General features: G+C 49.2%; 14 protein-coding genes. 8 read left to right on the forward strand and 6 right to left on the reverse strand.

Annotated elements, in window-relative coordinates; translation table 11 throughout:
* Window positions 1–128: 128 nt before the first annotated feature.
* The 6 genes from GV64_RS01370 to iolE form a co-directional block, all read right to left on the reverse strand.
* On the reverse strand, window positions 129–971 hold the full coding sequence (locus tag GV64_RS01370; RefSeq protein WP_020581989.1) for a class II fructose-bisphosphate aldolase: 843 nt from the start codon (window positions 969–971) through the stop codon (window positions 129–131).
* Window positions 972–1056: 85 nt separating this feature from the next.
* Window positions 1057–2052 (reverse strand): 5-deoxy-glucuronate isomerase, encoded by a 996-nt coding sequence (locus GV64_RS01375; RefSeq protein WP_201772456.1) that lies wholly within the window; start codon window positions 2050–2052, stop codon window positions 1057–1059.
* Window positions 2018–3016: a 5-dehydro-2-deoxygluconokinase gene (gene iolC / locus GV64_RS01380; RefSeq protein ID WP_020581987.1), complete on the reverse strand. Its 999-nt coding sequence runs from the start codon at window positions 3014–3016 to the stop codon at window positions 2018–2020. Before iolC ends, GV64_RS01375 begins: the two co-directional genes overlap by 35 nt.
* Window positions 3013–4173, reverse strand: a complete 1161-nt coding sequence (locus tag GV64_RS01385; RefSeq protein ID WP_020581986.1) for a Gfo/Idh/MocA family protein — start codon at window positions 4171–4173, stop codon at window positions 3013–3015. The genes iolC and GV64_RS01385 overlap by 4 nt, the downstream gene beginning before the upstream one ends.
* Before the next feature lie 115 nt (window positions 4174–4288).
* Window positions 4289–6142, reverse strand: coding sequence for a 3D-(3,5/4)-trihydroxycyclohexane-1,2-dione acylhydrolase (decyclizing) (gene iolD, locus GV64_RS01390; RefSeq protein WP_020581985.1), 1854 nt, complete (start codon window positions 6140–6142; stop codon window positions 4289–4291).
* Window positions 6143–6266: 124 nt separating this feature from the next.
* Window positions 6267–7157 (reverse strand): myo-inosose-2 dehydratase, encoded by an 891-nt coding sequence (iolE, locus tag GV64_RS01395; RefSeq protein ID WP_034843908.1) that lies wholly within the window; start codon window positions 7155–7157, stop codon window positions 6267–6269.
* Window positions 7158–7622: 465 nt separating this feature from the next.
* Here iolE and GV64_RS01400 point away from each other — a divergent pair, with 465 nt between their 5' ends.
* The 8 genes from GV64_RS01400 to GV64_RS01435 all read left to right on the forward strand — a co-directional run bounded on the left by GV64_RS01400 (window position 7623) and on the right by GV64_RS01435 (window position 16141).
* Complete coding sequence (locus tag GV64_RS01400) at window positions 7623–9053, forward strand: sugar porter family MFS transporter (protein WP_085931365.1); 1431 nt, start codon at window positions 7623–7625, stop codon at window positions 9051–9053.
* A 312-nt stretch (window positions 9054–9365) separates the two neighbouring features.
* Entirely contained in the window at window positions 9366–10286 is a 921-nt protein-coding gene (locus GV64_RS01405) for a sugar ABC transporter substrate-binding protein (protein WP_020581981.1), read from the forward strand.
* Between the two features lie 96 nt (window positions 10287–10382).
* On the forward strand, window positions 10383–11882 hold the full coding sequence (locus GV64_RS01410) for a sugar ABC transporter ATP-binding protein (RefSeq protein WP_020581980.1): 1500 nt from the start codon (window positions 10383–10385) through the stop codon (window positions 11880–11882).
* Between the two features lie 93 nt (window positions 11883–11975).
* Entirely contained in the window at window positions 11976–13004 is a 1029-nt protein-coding gene (locus tag GV64_RS01415; RefSeq protein WP_020581979.1) for an ABC transporter permease, read from the forward strand.
* Between the two features lie 135 nt (window positions 13005–13139).
* The gene (locus GV64_RS01420) at window positions 13140–14051 is read left to right on the forward strand and encodes a TIM barrel protein (protein ID WP_020581978.1); all 912 of its coding nucleotides are present in this window, start codon (window positions 13140–13142) and stop codon (window positions 14049–14051) included.
* The gene (locus GV64_RS01425) at window positions 14052–14807 is read left to right on the forward strand and encodes a sulfite exporter TauE/SafE family protein (protein WP_020581977.1); all 756 of its coding nucleotides are present in this window, start codon (window positions 14052–14054) and stop codon (window positions 14805–14807) included.
* Window positions 14808–15014: 207 nt separating this feature from the next.
* Window positions 15015–15524, forward strand: coding sequence for a thiol peroxidase (gene tpx / locus GV64_RS01430; protein ID WP_020581976.1), 510 nt, complete (start codon window positions 15015–15017; stop codon window positions 15522–15524).
* Window positions 15524–16141: a thiol peroxidase gene (locus tag GV64_RS01435; RefSeq protein ID WP_020581975.1), complete on the forward strand. Its 618-nt coding sequence runs from the start codon at window positions 15524–15526 to the stop codon at window positions 16139–16141. The genes tpx and GV64_RS01435 overlap by 1 nt, the downstream gene beginning before the upstream one ends.
* Window positions 16142–16208: the final 67 nt, after the last annotated feature.

Consider the following 16208-nt stretch of genomic DNA (forward strand, 5'->3'; position numbering starts at 1 on the left):
AGCCCTGCATATGCTTGGTAAAGAGCAGCAAAAACAATCCCTGACTCAATCCATCACCTATTTATACTCTCTTCTTTATTTAGACGGTCGCCACGGCAACCGTATTATATACACACTTGTGTATAAAATTAGCCGCCATTCTTTCCGTAGAACAGCTCCAGTTGATGACGTGCAGCATCTTCAACAGCCAACATCGCTGCAGCCATCAAGACCGGCCGGTCAAATTCCTCAGGATTAGCGATCATCGTTTCCCGAAGCTTACGGCCAAAAGCCATACGCAGAACTGTGCCAATATTAAATTTGGCGACAGCCCCCTTACGCATTCTGGTCAGATCTTCTTCCTTAATGCCACTGGTGCCATGAATAACCAAAGGAGTATCAACCGCATCAGCAATACGCGCCAGGCTGTCATGATCAATCGTGGCCGTTGGCTCTTTCAGACGATGGATATTTCCTACGGATACTGCCACGGCATCCACACCGGATTCTCTGGCAAAAGCGGCGGCTTCAAACGGATCAGTAGCAATGGTTTTAATGTGTGGGCGAATATCGTCGTAAGGAACGGAACCAATCTCCCCTTCAACAGACACACCACAGGCATGAGCGACGTCAACCACCGCACGGGTACGACGGATATTCTCTTCCAGGGGTAACTGAGAACCATCAAACATCACGGAACTGAAACCATGATGAATACCCTTGAAAATAATATCCTCCTCATACGTATGATCAAGGTGAGCACAGACCGGTACACTGGCTTCTTTCGCCAGAGCACTGATCATCTGGGCAGCACTCGCAACTCCCATAAAGTCCACAAGGGTTTTATTAGCTGCGAGAATGACCGGTCGGTTCATTTTTTCTGCTGCGTTAACTACTGCTCTGGCATCTTCATAGCCAAAAACATTAAAGCAGGGTACAGCATAATCTGATTTTGCTGCGTCCGGCAGCAGGTCCCCAAGGTTCACCAACATGGTCTTTCCACCTGAATAATGAGAGTGGGAAGTACTGCAGGCTACCTTACCCCCTACTGCAGTACCCCCAAATTGTCACAGCCATTTACTTGAATTTGGCAATCATGTCTTTGATACCGGGAATGGTGTTCACTTGATCCGCATGAGCCGGCTCAAAGTACTGAATCAAAGACTTGGAAGTTTCACCAACGATGATGGTGAAGTAATACATCTGATAGCCTGGAGCCGCTACGCTTGGGTGATAGCCTTTATCGATCGCGATAACGCTGCCGTCTTTCACCATGTAGCAGGGGCCACACTTTTCTTCTTCGGTATAGAGGAACTGGGCGCCAAACCCCTGGGGCGGATCAAAACGGAACTGGTAAACTTCTTCGTAACGGGTTTCAATACCTTCACGATCTTCATCGTGTTTGTGAGTCGGAAAACCTGACCAGCCACCCTGACCAACAGTAAATAGTTCACTGACCAGTAGACGGCCACGCTTGTCAGCATTAGCCTGCCCGAGAACATGCTTGATCTTGCGATGAGTTTTGGTGTCATCACTACCATACTGAACTACCTGAACGTCATCAGGACGAACGGCAAATGGCCTCAGTTTCTCTTCATAGCGTCCACCAGCAATCATGACTTCAGCATGATCACTGATGCACTCAATAAGCACTTCACTGTCGATTGGGGCATAAACTGCACTGGGATGACCATCCCAGATACGCTCGCGCTCACCAATATTTTCGAATACTTCACCATCAACGGTGATGCGACAGGTACCATTGGCCAGTACGGCCGCAGTTTCATAATTTCCCAAGCGGTAAGTGTGAGTGCCACCCTTTACCAGCTTGACGCTGTTGAAATAACAAAGTGGGGTTGTATCGTCGTTTTCTGCAATAATCGCTTCGTTGCGATTATCAAAAGGTTCAATATGCTTGCCCATGTTTAACTCTTTCCCGGAGTGGTTTTTTAAGCCTTCCGCTTCCCGCTGCCCGCTCCCCGTAAAAGCATTTGTCTTGTCTTTTTCGGGTGGCAGGTAGCGGACGGCGGGAAGCGTCTTAACAACGTTCAGCGATAAATTCAGCCAACTCATCACTGGTTGGCATCGCTTCAGTACAGGTATCCCTTGAGACGTTTATGGCCGCTGCTGCCGACCCCATCTTCACCGCTTCTCTGAGGCTCTTGCCACGAATCAGTGCCAGCAACGTGGTTCCTGCATAAGAGTCACCGGAGCCAAATGGCTTTTTCACAGTGACCGGGAAAATACCCTGCTCAAAACGCTCGCCATCGCGGGTGTACACCTTGGAGCCCAACTCACCCGCCTTAAGCAGAATGATCTGGGTCTCACCCGTCATGAAACGCTTCGCAGTAGCATCATCATCACGGTTGTTCGGAGCAATTAGCGCTTCCAGAACATCAAACTCTTCACGGTTACCAATCAAAATATTGGACATGCTGGCAGCCTGGCGATAGTAGATGGCACTCTCGGCCTCGGACTTCCAGGAATAAGCACGGTAATCCAGATCCAGGGCAACAATCGTTCCGGCTTCTTTCGCCAGTGTCATAGCATGAAATGCAGCTTCTCTGGATGGACTTCCTGACAGGGCGGTACCGGTCACCAGTAACACCTTGGCACTAGCAATATAATCACGGTCAATATCGTCTGGTGTCAGTGTTAAATCGGCAGGCTGGTTACGATAGAAAACAACGGAGCCACCACTGGCTTTCAACTCACAAATAGCCAGACTTGTTCTTGATCCAGAGTCGTCTACCTTTACGCCCCTGAGGTCAACTCCAAATCCTTCCAGGTAATGGCAGACAAACTGTCCAAGAACGTCGTTCGATACACCACTGATCAGACCAGGGCGACCGCCCTGACGGGCGATCGCAGCACTGATGTTCGCCGGCGAACCGCCGACGAACTTGTTGAAGCCGGTGACATCTTTCATGTCAGTGTCGGCTTCACGGGCGTAAAGATCGACTCCAGCCCTTCCAAGACTGATAACGTCTAATGGACGATCCTTCAGGGAAGGGTGCTGAAAATCGATTGTTGTCATACGTTCACCCACTGGCTGCCATTATCTGCGGATTCAACGCAACGCTCGATAAAGCGAACGCCTTCAATGCCATCGTCAATGCCAGGGAACCAGATACTGGCCAGTTCCTGCTGGGCATCGTTGTCAGCAGCGATCATGGCATGACCCATGTTGCGGTAGAGGTTAGCCCAGGAGTCGAACAAGCCTTCAGGGTGGCCACCACCGATACGCTCAAATCGTGCAGCGTCGTGCAGGTAGCCCATACCGCGATCCAGCTTGCGGAAAGGCTCACCCAGTGGTGCGTATTCGATCTGGTTTGGATGCTCATCCCACCAGCGGATGGTGCCCTTTTCACCAATGACTTCTACTTTGAAGTCGTGGACGTTACCGACGGCTACGGCGGAACACCAAAGAGTACCGACCGCACCGTTCTTGTAACGGATCATGACGTGTGCATCGTCTTCCAGCTGACGGCTTTCTACAAAGCTCTTGCGCATGCAGCTCAGGCTGTCCATCTCCATGCCACTGATCAGATGACCCATCTGCAGACAGTGAGTACCGATATCACCCAGAACATAGGAAGGACCAGAAGCTTCCGGAGTTACACGCCAGGCCAGACCCGGATCGTTCTTTTCAACTTCTTCCGCGTGGTAGCCGTGAGCAAACTGCATGTGAACGATACGAACCTTACCGATATCACCACGCTTAACCATTTCACGGGCCTGGGCAATGGTTGGGTAACCGGTGTAGCCATACATCACGCCGAATACACGATTGTGCTTCAGGGCAATTTCTTTCAGTTCTTCGGATTCAGCCGCTGTAAACGTCAGTGGCTTTTCACACACAACGTGCATTCCATGCTCAAGCGCCATTTTGGAAATGGCGTAGTGAGTGCTGTTAGGCGTAGCGATGGTGACGGCCTGAATACCATCTTCACGCTTGCTTTCCACTTCGATCATCTGCTTGTAATCGTCATAGCAACGATCAGCATCCAGCCCCAGCTCTTCAACACCAAAGGCACGGCCACGCTCAGGGTTTACGTCGAAAGCGCCAGCAACCAGTTTAAAGTTACGGTCACGCTGGGCTGCATCACGGTGGATATAACCGATCTGGCTGCCCTTGCCACCACCAATCTGCCCCCAGCGCAGTGGCTGCTTCAGGTTATCAGTGCGAATCATGGTCTTACTCTCAAATGGTCTTAAAAATGTTTTGAATTAATTTTTTTCTGGTTCGGGCAGGCTTCCCCACCTGCCCGTTATCCATAACGTATTGATTCAGCTTTCTATTGGGTGATCAGACGCCGGGGCGCTGGTACATGCGCTTTTCTTCCCAGTCAGCAACCGCTTTGGCAGTACGATCATCACGGGTAACTTTTGGCAGACCCACTTCCCACCAGCAGTCACACTTGGACCAGGCGTTCGGATCGATGTCCACAACAATGGCAGTGGTTCGGTCAGCGGCCTTGGCTTTAGCGAACGCTTCATCAAACTCATGCATGCCACTGATCTTGATCGCCAGAGCACCCTGAGCTTCTGCATGCTTGGCAAAGTCAACACGGGCCAGTTCACCCGTTACTTCACGACGGCAGTCTTTCAGAAGGTTATTGAAGGATTCGTTACCGGTGTTGTTCTGCAGTTTGTTGATAACGGCAAAGCCTGCGTTATCACACACCACCACAATCATCTTGTGACCGGTCAGGACAGAACTGTAGATATCGGAGTTCATCAGCATGTAAGAGCCGTCACCCACCAGAACCACCACATCGTTGTCTGGATTGGCAATCTTGGCACCCCAGCCACCGGCAATTTCATAACCCATACAGGAGTAGCCAAATTCGATATCGAACTTGCCAAGCTGCTTGCTCTGCCAGTTCATGGCCAGTTCTGCAGGCAGACCACCCGCAGCTGTCAGAACGGTGTCGCCTTCTTCGGTCAGGCGGTTAACAGCACCAACAACCTGGGCGTAAGAAGCCATATCTCCTTCAACCGGTGTAATACGTTTGGTGACCAGAGCCTTCCACTCGTTGGTCACTTCCACACCCTTGGCAGTCCACTCTTCAGAGAAGCGAACGCCCTGAAGCTGTTCGCTCAGCTTTGGCAGTGTGTCGCGGGCATCGCCAATCACAGGGACGGAGCGGTGCTTGATCGCATCAAAGTGCGCTACGTTAATGCTGACAATTTTCAGCCCTTCATCGCGGAATACGGACCAGGAACCGGTGGTGAAGTCCTGCAGACGGGTACCAACAGCCAGCACCAGATCAGCATGGCCAGCCATGTAGTTGGCGGAGTCAGAACCGGTAACCCCAATCGGACCGCAGTTCAGCGGGTTGTCCTGAAGCATGGTGGCTCGGCCAGCAATGGTTTCTACCACTGGAATGTTGTGGGTTTCAGCAAACGCTTTCAGTTCTTCAGACGCTTCTGAGTAGTGAATACCACCACCGCTGATGATCAGCGGACGCTTGGCGTTGCGGAGCAGTTCAGCGGCTTCTGCCACCATGCAGGCTTCTGGTTGTGGACGACGAATTCTGTGTAATTTCTCTTCAAAGAAGCATTCTGGGAAGTCAAAGGTATGACCCCAGACATCCTGTGGAACACCCAGGAAAGCAGGACCACAGCTGGCTGGGTCGAGCATGGTATCAACCGCATGAGGCAGAGAATGAATCAGCTGCTCAGGGTGAGTGATACGGTCCCAGTAACGGGTAACAGCCTTGAACGCATCGTTGGTGCTGATGGTTGGGTTGTGAAAATGTTCGGTCTGCTGCAATACAGGGTCAGGCAGACGACTGGCATAGGTATCGCCAGAGATCATCAGCAGCGGCAGACGGTTGGCATGAGCAACACCTGCAGCGGTAATCATGTTGGCAGCACCAGGACCAATGGATGTGGTCGCAACACCAATACGCTGACGCTTATTTGCCTTGGCATAGGCAACGGCAGCCATGGCCATGGACTGCTCGTTCTGACCACGCCAGGTTGGAATCTTGTCTTCTATATTTTTTAACTGCTGAGAAAAGCAGGTAACGTTGCCATGACCAAAAATACCAAAGCAGGTACCAAAGAGTTGCTCAACCTTGCCGTCCACCTCAATTTTCTGGGCAACCAGGTATTTGGCCAGTGCTTCTGCGGTTGTTAGACGAATGCGTTTCATGCTGACGGAACTCGTTAATAATTTCCCGGAATGTTTCAACTGACGATTCCCGTAAAACCCCCTCTTCGTCCGGTTGCCCGGAACAGGCAGGGGGAACACCCCGGGAAACAGTCAGTGCCTGGACTTACAGTCCTGCTTTAGCCACGTAGGCAGTCAGATTCTTGTAAGCCATGTCTGCATAAGTCTGTGGGTGAGCAACCGCAGGATCCTGCTCAGCTTCAACCACCAGCCAGCCTTCGTAGTCGAAGTTTTTCAGGGCAGCGAAGATTTCATCCCAGTTCAGGTCACCATCACCAGGAACAGTGAATACGCCGTTCAGAACCGCTTTCAGGAATGGAAGGTCTTTTTCACGAGCGTCTTTCATTACATCCAGACGAACGTCTTTGGTGTGGAAGTGAACAATACGCTCACCAACCAGACGGATGATTTCAGCAGCATTACCACCGCCGTATGTGGCGTGGGCAGTATCAAATGTCAGGCCAACAGATGGCCCGGTGTACTGCATGAACATTTCAAAGTCACGTGGCGTTTCAAAAACAGTACCTACATGGTGATGGAATGCCAGACGAATACCGTGCTCTTTCAGGTAATCAGCAAACTGGGTTACTTTGGCACCATACTCTTTCCACTCTTCGTCAGTCAGCACTACGCGAGTAGAAAGTGGTTTTTCAATATCACCATGAACCGTGTTGCTGACTTCACCGGCAACCATAACTTTACAGCCGCAGCCTTTCATCAGGGCCAGGTGACTCTGAACCGCATCAATCTCTTCTTCTACAGAGCGATGGCACAGTTCCAGGCTGTACCAGCCGGAGGCCAGAACCAGACCATTTTCTTCCAGTTTTGGTTTCAGCTCATCGGTAGTGCGTGGATACTTGACTCCCATTTCAGAACCTTTAAAACCAGCCTGGTGCATACCTGCCAGACAGGTTTCCAGAGCAATCTCACCGCCCAGACTAGGCATATCATCGTTGCTCCAGGTCAAAGGACTGATTGCCAGTTGTACCTTGCTCATTGTTACGACTCCTAAGGTTTGGTATGAAGGGAAGCCCTTCTGATTTTCTTCAAATAGTTCGTCACGGCGTTGGCCCTATCTAACAAAAAAAATGAATTTCCAGTCAATAAGCTTTTGGAAAATATTTTCCAGTTCTCCACTTTTTTTGACAAGCATCAACGTTTTAAATAACAAAAAAACTCATCCTTTCACCATCTCGAAACAGTCACGGCGCAAAAATGCCCGGAAATAATCACACTGTTTCTTTTTTAATCATCAAGTGTCGTTTATAGACAACTTCCAGCATCGGTTTGTTAATGGCTGTAAGGATGAGAAAAAGGAAAGGTGGATCCGGGTTAGCAGTCAGCCAGACAGGGTAGCTCCACCAATCGACTGGTCGACTGGCTTTATCTACCCGGGGGAAGAGCATCTCTTATCTGAGTGCTTCTGGCTGGCCTTTCATAAAAGAATGGTCAGGGAATCATTGTGAAATCGAGTCAAACCCACGATATCCAATATGTAATCCGTATCTGTATGGTGTCAGCACTGGGAGGATTGCTATTCGGCTACGACACTGCTGTTATCTCCGGAGCCATTGGCCCTTTACAGGAGTACTTTTCGCTTACTCCCGCCATGACTGGCTGGGCAGTATCTAACGTCGTTGTTGGCTGCATTATTGGCAGTTATTTTGCCGGCAAGCTCAGTTACTCCACTGGCCGTAAAAATGCCCTTCTTATTGCTGCCGTTCTTTTCTTTATTTCTGCATTGGGTTCTGCTGCAGCCTCTAACTTCACATGGTTCGTTATCTATAGGATGATCGGTGGTCTGGCCGTGGGTATCGCATCGGTTATATCACCAATGTATATGTCCGAAGTGGCACCAAAAAACTACCGTGGTCGTACAGTAAGCATGCATCAACAGTCTGCTGTCATTGGCCAGACGGTGGTTTTCTTTGTCAACTTCCTGATTGCCCGCGGTGCATCTGAGCTGTGGCTGGTCGATATGGGCTGGCGCTACATGCTGGGCTCCGAAATTATTCCGGCATTGATGTTTGGTGGCCTTTTGTTTTTGATTCCTGAGTCCCCCCGCTGGTGTGTACTTCGTGGCCGGGATAACCAGGCACTGGAAATTCTCACCCGTATTTCCAACCCGACACATGCTCAACGTACACTGGCAGATATCAAAGCATCCATGAAAGATACTGGTACGAGCGGTGGCGTCAGTATTCTCAAATCCGGCCTGATGCCCATTGTTATCATCGGTATCATGATCGCCAGTATGCAGCAGATCATTGGTATCAACGTAATCATGTACTACACACCGGAAATTCTTAAGCCTATTGCCGGTGGTACCGAAATGGCACTGCTGCAAACCATCGTTATCGGTGTGGTATTCATTGCCGGTAACTCTCTGGGCATGTACCTGATTGATAAAGTAGGCCGCCTGCCTCTACTGAAAGCCGGCTCTATTGGCTGTCTGATCGGTATGCTGATGGCCAGCTGGGGAATTTTCAACCAGTCAACAGGTTATACCGCACTGTTCGGCCTGATCATTTATGTTGTGTCCTTTGCCGTCAGCTGGGGTTGCTGCTGCTGGACACTGATCTCGGAAATCTTCCCCAACCGAATTCGTTCACAGGCAATGGCCATTGCCGTTGCAGCCCAGTGGACTACCGGTTTTGTCGTCACCCAGGCGTTCCCGATGATTAACAGCAATGCCTGGTTGCAGGAACAGTTCAACGGCGCCTTCAGTTTCTGGGTATTCAGTCTGTTCTGTGTCTTCGCTTACTGGTTTGTTCAACGTTACGTACCAGAAACCAAAGGCGTCAGTCTGGAGCGTATGGAAGAGCATTTCATGTCACGCTATGGCAAGCAAAAACAGTCCACTGCCAATGCAAATCTTGCCCAAACCAGTTAACCACCGGCCTAACTCCCTCTTAATATCACTTGTGGCTCCTGCATAGGAGCCACTTTCAGTCTGGCTTTTACGCACAACAAAAATGGAAAAAATATTCCAAAAAAATAAAAACGGAAAATTAATGCAAAGTTTTGACACATATCAACAGCAGGATTCACAAAGAACATCAAAATACACCACGCCAAACCCCGGGAAGATTCTGTGAAAAAGGTTGAGCTGCATGCTTGCCATTAAGGTGCAAGCCTCTGGCTTACCCATGGTGATCCTGCAAAACCGTCTGTAATAAGAACGATTCAGAAAGTGAGGGTAGATATGAAGAAGCTCACCAAAATGCTTCTGGTGTCAAGCATGGCAATTCTGGCTGGCTGTGGTCAGAAAGATGATGGACGTATCAAGATCGGCGCCTCTTTCTGTGCATTCAACGACACTTTCCAGATGTATATGAAAGATGCCATGGATGCCAAAGCGGCCGAACTGGGTGATGTTGACGTGGTCTACACCGACGGCAAAGAAGACATCACCATTCAGCTCTCTCAGGTTGAAAATTTTATAGCCCAGGGTATGGACAGCATGATCGTCTGCCCAACCAACGGCGATGCTGCCAAATCTATCTCCGATGCTGCCATCAAAGCAGGTATCAGTATTGTTTATCTGAATCGAATGCCAACAGAACTTCCTGACGGAACGTACTACGTCGGTTCCGATGAGCGCAGTGCCGGCCAGATTCAGGGCAAATACATTGCTGAACAGTTACAGGGAAAAGGACAGGTCGGTGTCATCATGGGTATTCCCGGTCTGGATAACACCGTTAAGCGTACCGAGGGTGTGAAAGATATCCTGAAAGATCACCCAGAGATGGCGGTTACCCGTGAGCAGACTGGCCGCTGGATGCGCGATCTGGGCATGAGCGTTGCGGAGAACTGGATCACTTCCGGCGACAACATGGCCGCCATCATTGCCAATAACGACGATATGGCTCTGGGTGCCGTCGCAGCGCTTGAAGCCAGCAACATGAAAGGCAATGTTCTGGTAATGGGTATTGATGCCACGCCCGATGCCCTGGCTTTTATGAAAGATGGCCGCCTTGATGCCACCGTCTTTCAGGACCCTGTCGGTCAAGGTGCCGGCAGCCTGATGGTCGCTTACAACCTTGCCAAAAAACAGCCCGTGGAAAAGGAAACCTGGATCCCCTTCGAGCTGGTCACACCTGAAAACTACAAAGATTACCTGTAATTCATCACCGCATAGAAACGGAAGCCTGTTTGAACCACAAAGACACCCGAATTAACCATCGTGCACTTTGTGGTTCAACCAACTAATGGAGGCAATATGCAAGCAGAGGCAGAAGTTGTCCTCGATATGCGGGGAATTTCGAAATCCTTCCCTGGTGTCAAGGCACTGGATAACGTTCAGCTGAGCCTGAAAAAAGGCAGTGTCATGGCCCTGATGGGCGAGAATGGCGCCGGTAAATCAACGCTGATGAAAATACTGTTCGGCATGTACAGCCGTGACAGTGGCACCATCACTCTGGATGGTCAGGACGTTCAGTTTGACAGTGCTCTTGATGCCCTGGAAAACGGCGTCACCATGATTCATCAGGAACTGGCCCCTATCCTTCACCGAAGTGTCGCAGAAAACATCTGGCTTGGCAGAGAGCCAGTGAAAGGTCCTCTGGGACTGATCGATCATGACAAAATGTGGGCAGACAGCCAGAACCTGCTGCGCAGCCTGGATCTGGACATGGATCCGAAAAAACGGATGTGTGAACTGACCGTCGCACAAATGCAAATGGTCGAAATCGCCAAGGCCATCTCCTATAACGCCCGCATCATCATCATGGATGAACCTACGTCATCCCTCACCGATAAAGAAGTTAAACACCTTTTTGAAATCATCCGCCGATTGAAAGAAGAAGGCGTCTCCATTGTCTATATCAGCCACAAAATGGATGAAATCTTCCAGATATGCGATGAAATAACCGTCTTTCGTGATGGCCAGTACATCAGCTGTGTATACAGCAGAGACACCAGCCAAAGTGAGCTTATCAACATGATGGTTGGGCGAGAGCTCAAGGATATGTTTGTTCGTGAGAGCCATCATATTGGTGAGCCCATGCTGACCGTCCATAAACTCACCCTTGAAGGAAAGTTTCATAACGTTTCTTTCAGTGTCCGCAAGGGTGAAATTTTTGGTATTGCTGGACTGGTCGGCGCTGGTCGTACAGAACTGATCGAGACCATTTTTGGTGTTAACCAGAAATCCTCTGGAACTATTTTTGTTGACGGGAAAGAAGTCGATATTCCCTCTCCTTCCATTGCCATAGAGCACGGCATGGCGTTACTCACAGAGGATCGCCGCCAGACAGGGCTCAGCCTGATGCTCTCAGTAGAAGACAATGGGTGCATTGCCAATATTGATAATTACATCAACAAATTCAAATTACTGGATCTTGTCCGTCTTAGAAAAGAAACCCGAGAGGAATGTCAGAAAATCCGGGTTAAAACCCCTTCCATGTCGACCCCCATCGGTAACCTCAGTGGTGGCAATCAGCAGAAAGTACTGCTGGCTCGCTGGCTATTGACCCAGCCTGAGATTCTCTTCCTGGACGAGCCTACCCGGGGCATTGATGTTGGAGCCAAAGCTGAGATTTACAAACTGGTCAGCCAACTGGCTGCCCAAGGAAAAACCGTCATTATGGTGTCTTCTGAAATGCCGGAACTGCTTGGACTTTGTGACCGGATCATGGTCATGCATGACGGTCAGGCCAAAGGCATTCTCAGTCATGAAGAAGCCAGCCAGGAAACCATTATGGATATCGCTCTGAACTAACAGAGCGTTGAAGAGCATGTAACAGGAAATACAAGACAAACCATAAACAGAGTTAACCGTGTTTCCTGTTAAGAGAGTATCAAGGAAATTACCATGTCAAACCCCGCGTTATCCACAGGTGGACAACACCTGAGTACAGACGAAAAGAAAGTACTGATTAAAAGCATCATCAGTAAATACGGCATTTATTTTGTCTTTCTTGGTCTGGTGCTGTTCATGTCCATCATGCACCCGGCATTTCTGACCGTTAACAATATTTTGAATATCATACGTCAGGTTACCAGTATTGGCCTGATTGCCCTGGGTGTCACCATCATCATCATCACCCGCGGCATCGACTTGTCTTCTGGCTCAGTACTGGCACTGGTTTCAGTAATTGCAGCATCACTCGCACAAAACCCAGACTGGGGTGCCAGAATGTATCCGGCCCTGCCGATGCTTCCCGTTGTTGTCCCGATTGTTGTTGGCCTTGCTATCGGTGCATTGTGTGGCGGTATTAATGGCTTCTTTGTTGCCAAGACCGGTATCCCGCCTTTCATTGCCACCCTAGGCATGATGATCGTGGCTCGCGGTGCCGCCATGATCTATAGCGACGGTCGCCCTGTCAGCTCACTGACCCCGGAATATAACTTTATTGGTCAGGGTGAAATTCTTGGTATTCCTTTCCCGGTTATTCTCTTCGCCATTATGGCGGTGCTCTGTTACATCCTGCTGAACCATACCCGCTTTGGTAAATACGTTTATGCCATTGGTGGTAATGAACAGGCAGCTCATGTGTCCGGTATCAATGTCGGCAAGTATAAAATTCTGGTCTATATCCTCGGCGGTGTGATGTCTGCCCTGGCTGCACTGGTTCTCTCTGCCCGTATCAGCTCCGGCCAGCCAGGTCTCGGCAATATGTTCGAGCTGGACGCCATCGCCGCAGCCACCATTGGTGGTGTCAGTCACTCCGGTGGTATAGGAACCATTCAGGGTACCGTCGTCGGCGCCTTAATCATTGGTGTACTCAATAACGGTCTGGATCTGCTTAACGTCTCAGCATACTGGCAGATGGTGATCAAGGGCGTGATCATCGTGGCTGCGGTTGTCTTTGATATGCGCAAGAACGCCAGAAAGAGTTAAAAGCGACAACGAACACCCAGCTAAACAGGCACGAATTCAAAAAAGTATTGTCTTTGTGAATTCGTGCTCTTGTGGTGAAAAAGCTTTCCTATTGCATTTTTGATTCATAAACGACCAATAGCAGGAGTTGTAAACATGGCTATTCACAGACAGGAAAGCCAGTTCAGGATTGCCAATGCCCCCTGTTCCTGGGGAGTGGAAGACCCAAGCAACCCAGATAATCCACCGTGGCAGCAGATTCTGGATGAAGCATCCAAAGCCGGCTACAAAGGGCTGGAGCTGGGACCTTACGGCTTCCTGCCAACAGATCATGTGCATTTACGGGACGAGCTGGGTATCCGCGAACTGACCATCAGTGCCGGTACTATCTTTGAGCCGCTGTGGGATGAAGAACAGCGCCCATTTATTCTGCAGAAAACCCGCAAAATCTGTCAGCTGCTCAACAAGCTGGGCAGTGAATATCTGGTGGTAATCGACAGTGTTAATGGTCTTCGCAGCTCCTATGCAGGTCTGAAAGACCTTTCCCCCAGGCTGGATAACTATCACTGGGAAATCATGATGAGCACTATTCGTCAGATTTCGGATATTGCCCATGAGTATTGCATCAAGCCTGTGCTGCACCCACACGCCGGTGGCTATATCGAGTATGCCGATGAGGTGACTCGCGCCATGGAAGACCTTTCTGACGACACCATCTCCCTTTGTCTGGATACCGGCCATTGCGTCTATGCCGACATGGATCCAGTCCATTGGCTTAAGCAGTGCAAAGATCGTCTGGCCTATGTTCATTTCAAGGATGTCCGTGCTGAGCGACTTAAACACTGCATCGACTCCCGCATGGGCTTCTGGGACGCCTGTAAATACGGTGTGATGTGCCCTATCGGTGAAGGCTGTGTGGATTACCCTGCCGTTAAACAGGCTCTCACGGAAATAGACTACCGTGGATGGATTGTTATCGAGCAGGAGCGTGACCCAAAAGCAGCAGGAACCTCTCTGGAAGATGTCAGCAAGAGTCTGAACCACTTACGCCAGTCAGGATTCTGCTAAGTGCTGCCCGAATTTTCGATACTGGCTGTAGCCATCCCTGCCGTGGTTATTAATGGCCTCGGCAAGGGAGGTCTTGGTGGTGCCCTGGGTATGATCGGGGTACCGCTGATGTCACTGGTAATGTCACCACTTCAGGCCGCGGCTATTCTGCTCCCCCTGCTTCTGGTGATGGACGGTTTTGCCATCTGGGGCTGGCGGCACAGTGTTCACTGGAAAACCATGCGGATCATCATGGTGCCGGGACTGATGGGTGTGGTTCTGGGTGTGCTGATCTTTTATCGTCTGCCTGATTCGGCTATACGCCTGATGATTGGCATTATTGCGGTTCTGTTTTGCCTGCATCACTGGCTAAACCATTTAATTCAAGGATCCCTGAAACACTCCAGTAAACCCGGGTTTATTGCAGGTATTTTCTGGGCTACGGTCAGTGGCTTTACCAGCTTTGGGCTTCATGCAGGTGGACCACCGATGAGTATTTATCTGCTGCCACAGAAGCTGGATAAAAAAGTACTGGCAGGAACGACCGCTGTATTTTTTGGCATTATTAACGTTGCCAAGCTTTCCGCCTATGGCCAGATGGGCCAGTTCACAGTGGATAACTTGCTGCTGACACTAATACTGCTCCCCTTCTGTCCACTCAGTGTTCGCCTGGGAATGAAACTGGTAAACACCCTGCCGGAAAAGACATTTTATCAATGTCTTTATCTCGGGCTTTTTATTACCGGGATGAAATTGATAATGGATGTCATGGTGTAAATGAGTTGAAAGAACCCAGATGAGCTCTACCTTAGAGGTTAAAGCTCATCTGTATTCGACCATTTGTTCTTCCATACAAAAACGTACTTTAGAACCAATAAAAGGAATTGTAATTCTTAACTGTAATTAAAACGGCAGCCATTAACTTTAGTTACTACTATTTGACTATCTCATAAGCAATTTACTCATACAGTAGGAGTTTAGTTAATGGCTGAAGTGACCTTTCAGGGCGCGCCGGTTAAGGTTTCCGGTAAGTTTCCCCAATCCGGCTCGAAAGCCCCTGCATTTTCTTTATGCGCTGCTGATCTTAGTGATTTATCCCTTGAGGATTTTCAGGGTAAAACGTTAGTACTTAATATTTTTCCCAGTATTGATACCCCTGTCTGTGCGACCAGCGTTCGCAAATTTAATGAAAAGGTTGCCAGTCTGAACAATACGGTTGTGCTTTGCGTATCAGCAGACCTACCATTTGCCACCGGTCGTTTCTGTGCCGCAGAAGGTATTGAGAATGTGAAAACCGGCTCATTCTTCCGTTCTCCCGGGTTCACAGAGCACTATGGTGTAAATATTGCGGAAGGTGGATTGAGAGGGCTGGCGGCACGGGCAGTGATCATCATCAACGCTCAGGGTAATGTCACCTACAGTGAACTGGTGCCAGAAATTGCTGAAGAACCCAACTATGAACTGGCGCTCAGTGCTATTAAGGAGCTGATGTAATGATAAAGTTCTCAGCTCTTTTTCTGTCACTGGTTTCCAGCACTTTTGCTTTCGCCGATTTTCCAATTACCCAGGAAAATGCTGGACTTGGTGTCAAAGAAACATTAACTCTGGAAAAAGATACCGTATTTCACCTGACCGGCAATGCCATTAAAACCGGTCAATTAATGCCTTCTATGGTATTAACAGACTCGAACCTTAGCTCATTTGATACCAGTAAAAACAGCGGTAAGGTAAGAATATATAGTGTAATCACATCCGTTGACACGCCAGTATGTGAGCAGCAATCCGTTGATCTGGCAAAGTTCATTAAAAGCAATAAAAAAAAGCTACAGGATATTGAATTTATTGTTGTCAGTGCGGACACACCCTTTGCTCAACAACGCTTTATCAAAGAAAATGGGTTAGAAAAAAGCCAGGTGACATTCTTATCTGACTCTATAGCTCACGAATTCGGTAATAAAACAGGTAGCCAAATTCAAGAGCTTGGCCTGTTAGCTCGCGCAATTATCGTCGTCGATAAAAACAACAAAGTATCCTTTGTTCAGCGTGTTCCAGAGCTGACAACCATCCCAGATATCAACACTGCGATAAAAGCGGCAAAAGTTAGCTCTTAATAATTCAAACTCCAGCCTGATGACGTTAATGACTACGCTATCAGGCAGGTTATTTCAAATAAGCTTC

The organism is Endozoicomonas elysicola, assembly GCF_000710775.1.
Lineage (GTDB): Bacteria > Pseudomonadota > Gammaproteobacteria > Pseudomonadales > Endozoicomonadaceae > Endozoicomonas > Endozoicomonas elysicola.

What these genes read in the sequence shown, in the direction of transcription:
- GV64_RS01370 (WP_020581989.1), bottom strand. Translation starts at nt 971, where the DNA reads ATGTTGGTGAACCTTGGGGACCTGCTGCCGGACGCAGCAAAATCAGAT.
- GV64_RS01415 (WP_020581979.1), top strand. Translation starts at nt 11,976, where the DNA reads ATGTCAAACCCCGCGTTATCCACAGGTGGACAACACCTGAGTACAGAC.
- GV64_RS01385 (WP_020581986.1), bottom strand. Translation starts at nt 4,173, where the DNA reads ATGATTCGCACTGATAACCTGAAGCAGCCACTGCGCTGGGGGCAGATT.
- GV64_RS01435 (WP_020581975.1), top strand. Translation starts at nt 15,524, where the DNA reads ATGATAAAGTTCTCAGCTCTTTTTCTGTCACTGGTTTCCAGCACTTTT.
- GV64_RS01375 (WP_201772456.1), bottom strand. Translation starts at nt 2,052, where the DNA reads ATGAGTTGGCTGAATTTATCGCTGAACGTTGTTAAGACGCTTCCCGCC.
- GV64_RS01420 (WP_020581978.1), top strand. Translation starts at nt 13,140, where the DNA reads ATGGCTATTCACAGACAGGAAAGCCAGTTCAGGATTGCCAATGCCCCC.
- iolC (WP_020581987.1), bottom strand. Translation starts at nt 3,016, where the DNA reads ATGACAACAATCGATTTTCAGCACCCTTCCCTGAAGGATCGTCCATTA.
- GV64_RS01405 (WP_020581981.1), top strand. Translation starts at nt 9,366, where the DNA reads ATGAAGAAGCTCACCAAAATGCTTCTGGTGTCAAGCATGGCAATTCTG.
- GV64_RS01410 (WP_020581980.1), top strand. Translation starts at nt 10,383, where the DNA reads ATGCAAGCAGAGGCAGAAGTTGTCCTCGATATGCGGGGAATTTCGAAA.
- iolD (WP_020581985.1), bottom strand. Translation starts at nt 6,142, where the DNA reads ATGAAACGCATTCGTCTAACAACCGCAGAAGCACTGGCCAAATACCTG.
- iolE (WP_034843908.1), bottom strand. Translation starts at nt 7,157, where the DNA reads ATGAGCAAGGTACAACTGGCAATCAGTCCTTTGACCTGGAGCAACGAT.
- tpx (WP_020581976.1), top strand. Translation starts at nt 15,015, where the DNA reads ATGGCTGAAGTGACCTTTCAGGGCGCGCCGGTTAAGGTTTCCGGTAAG.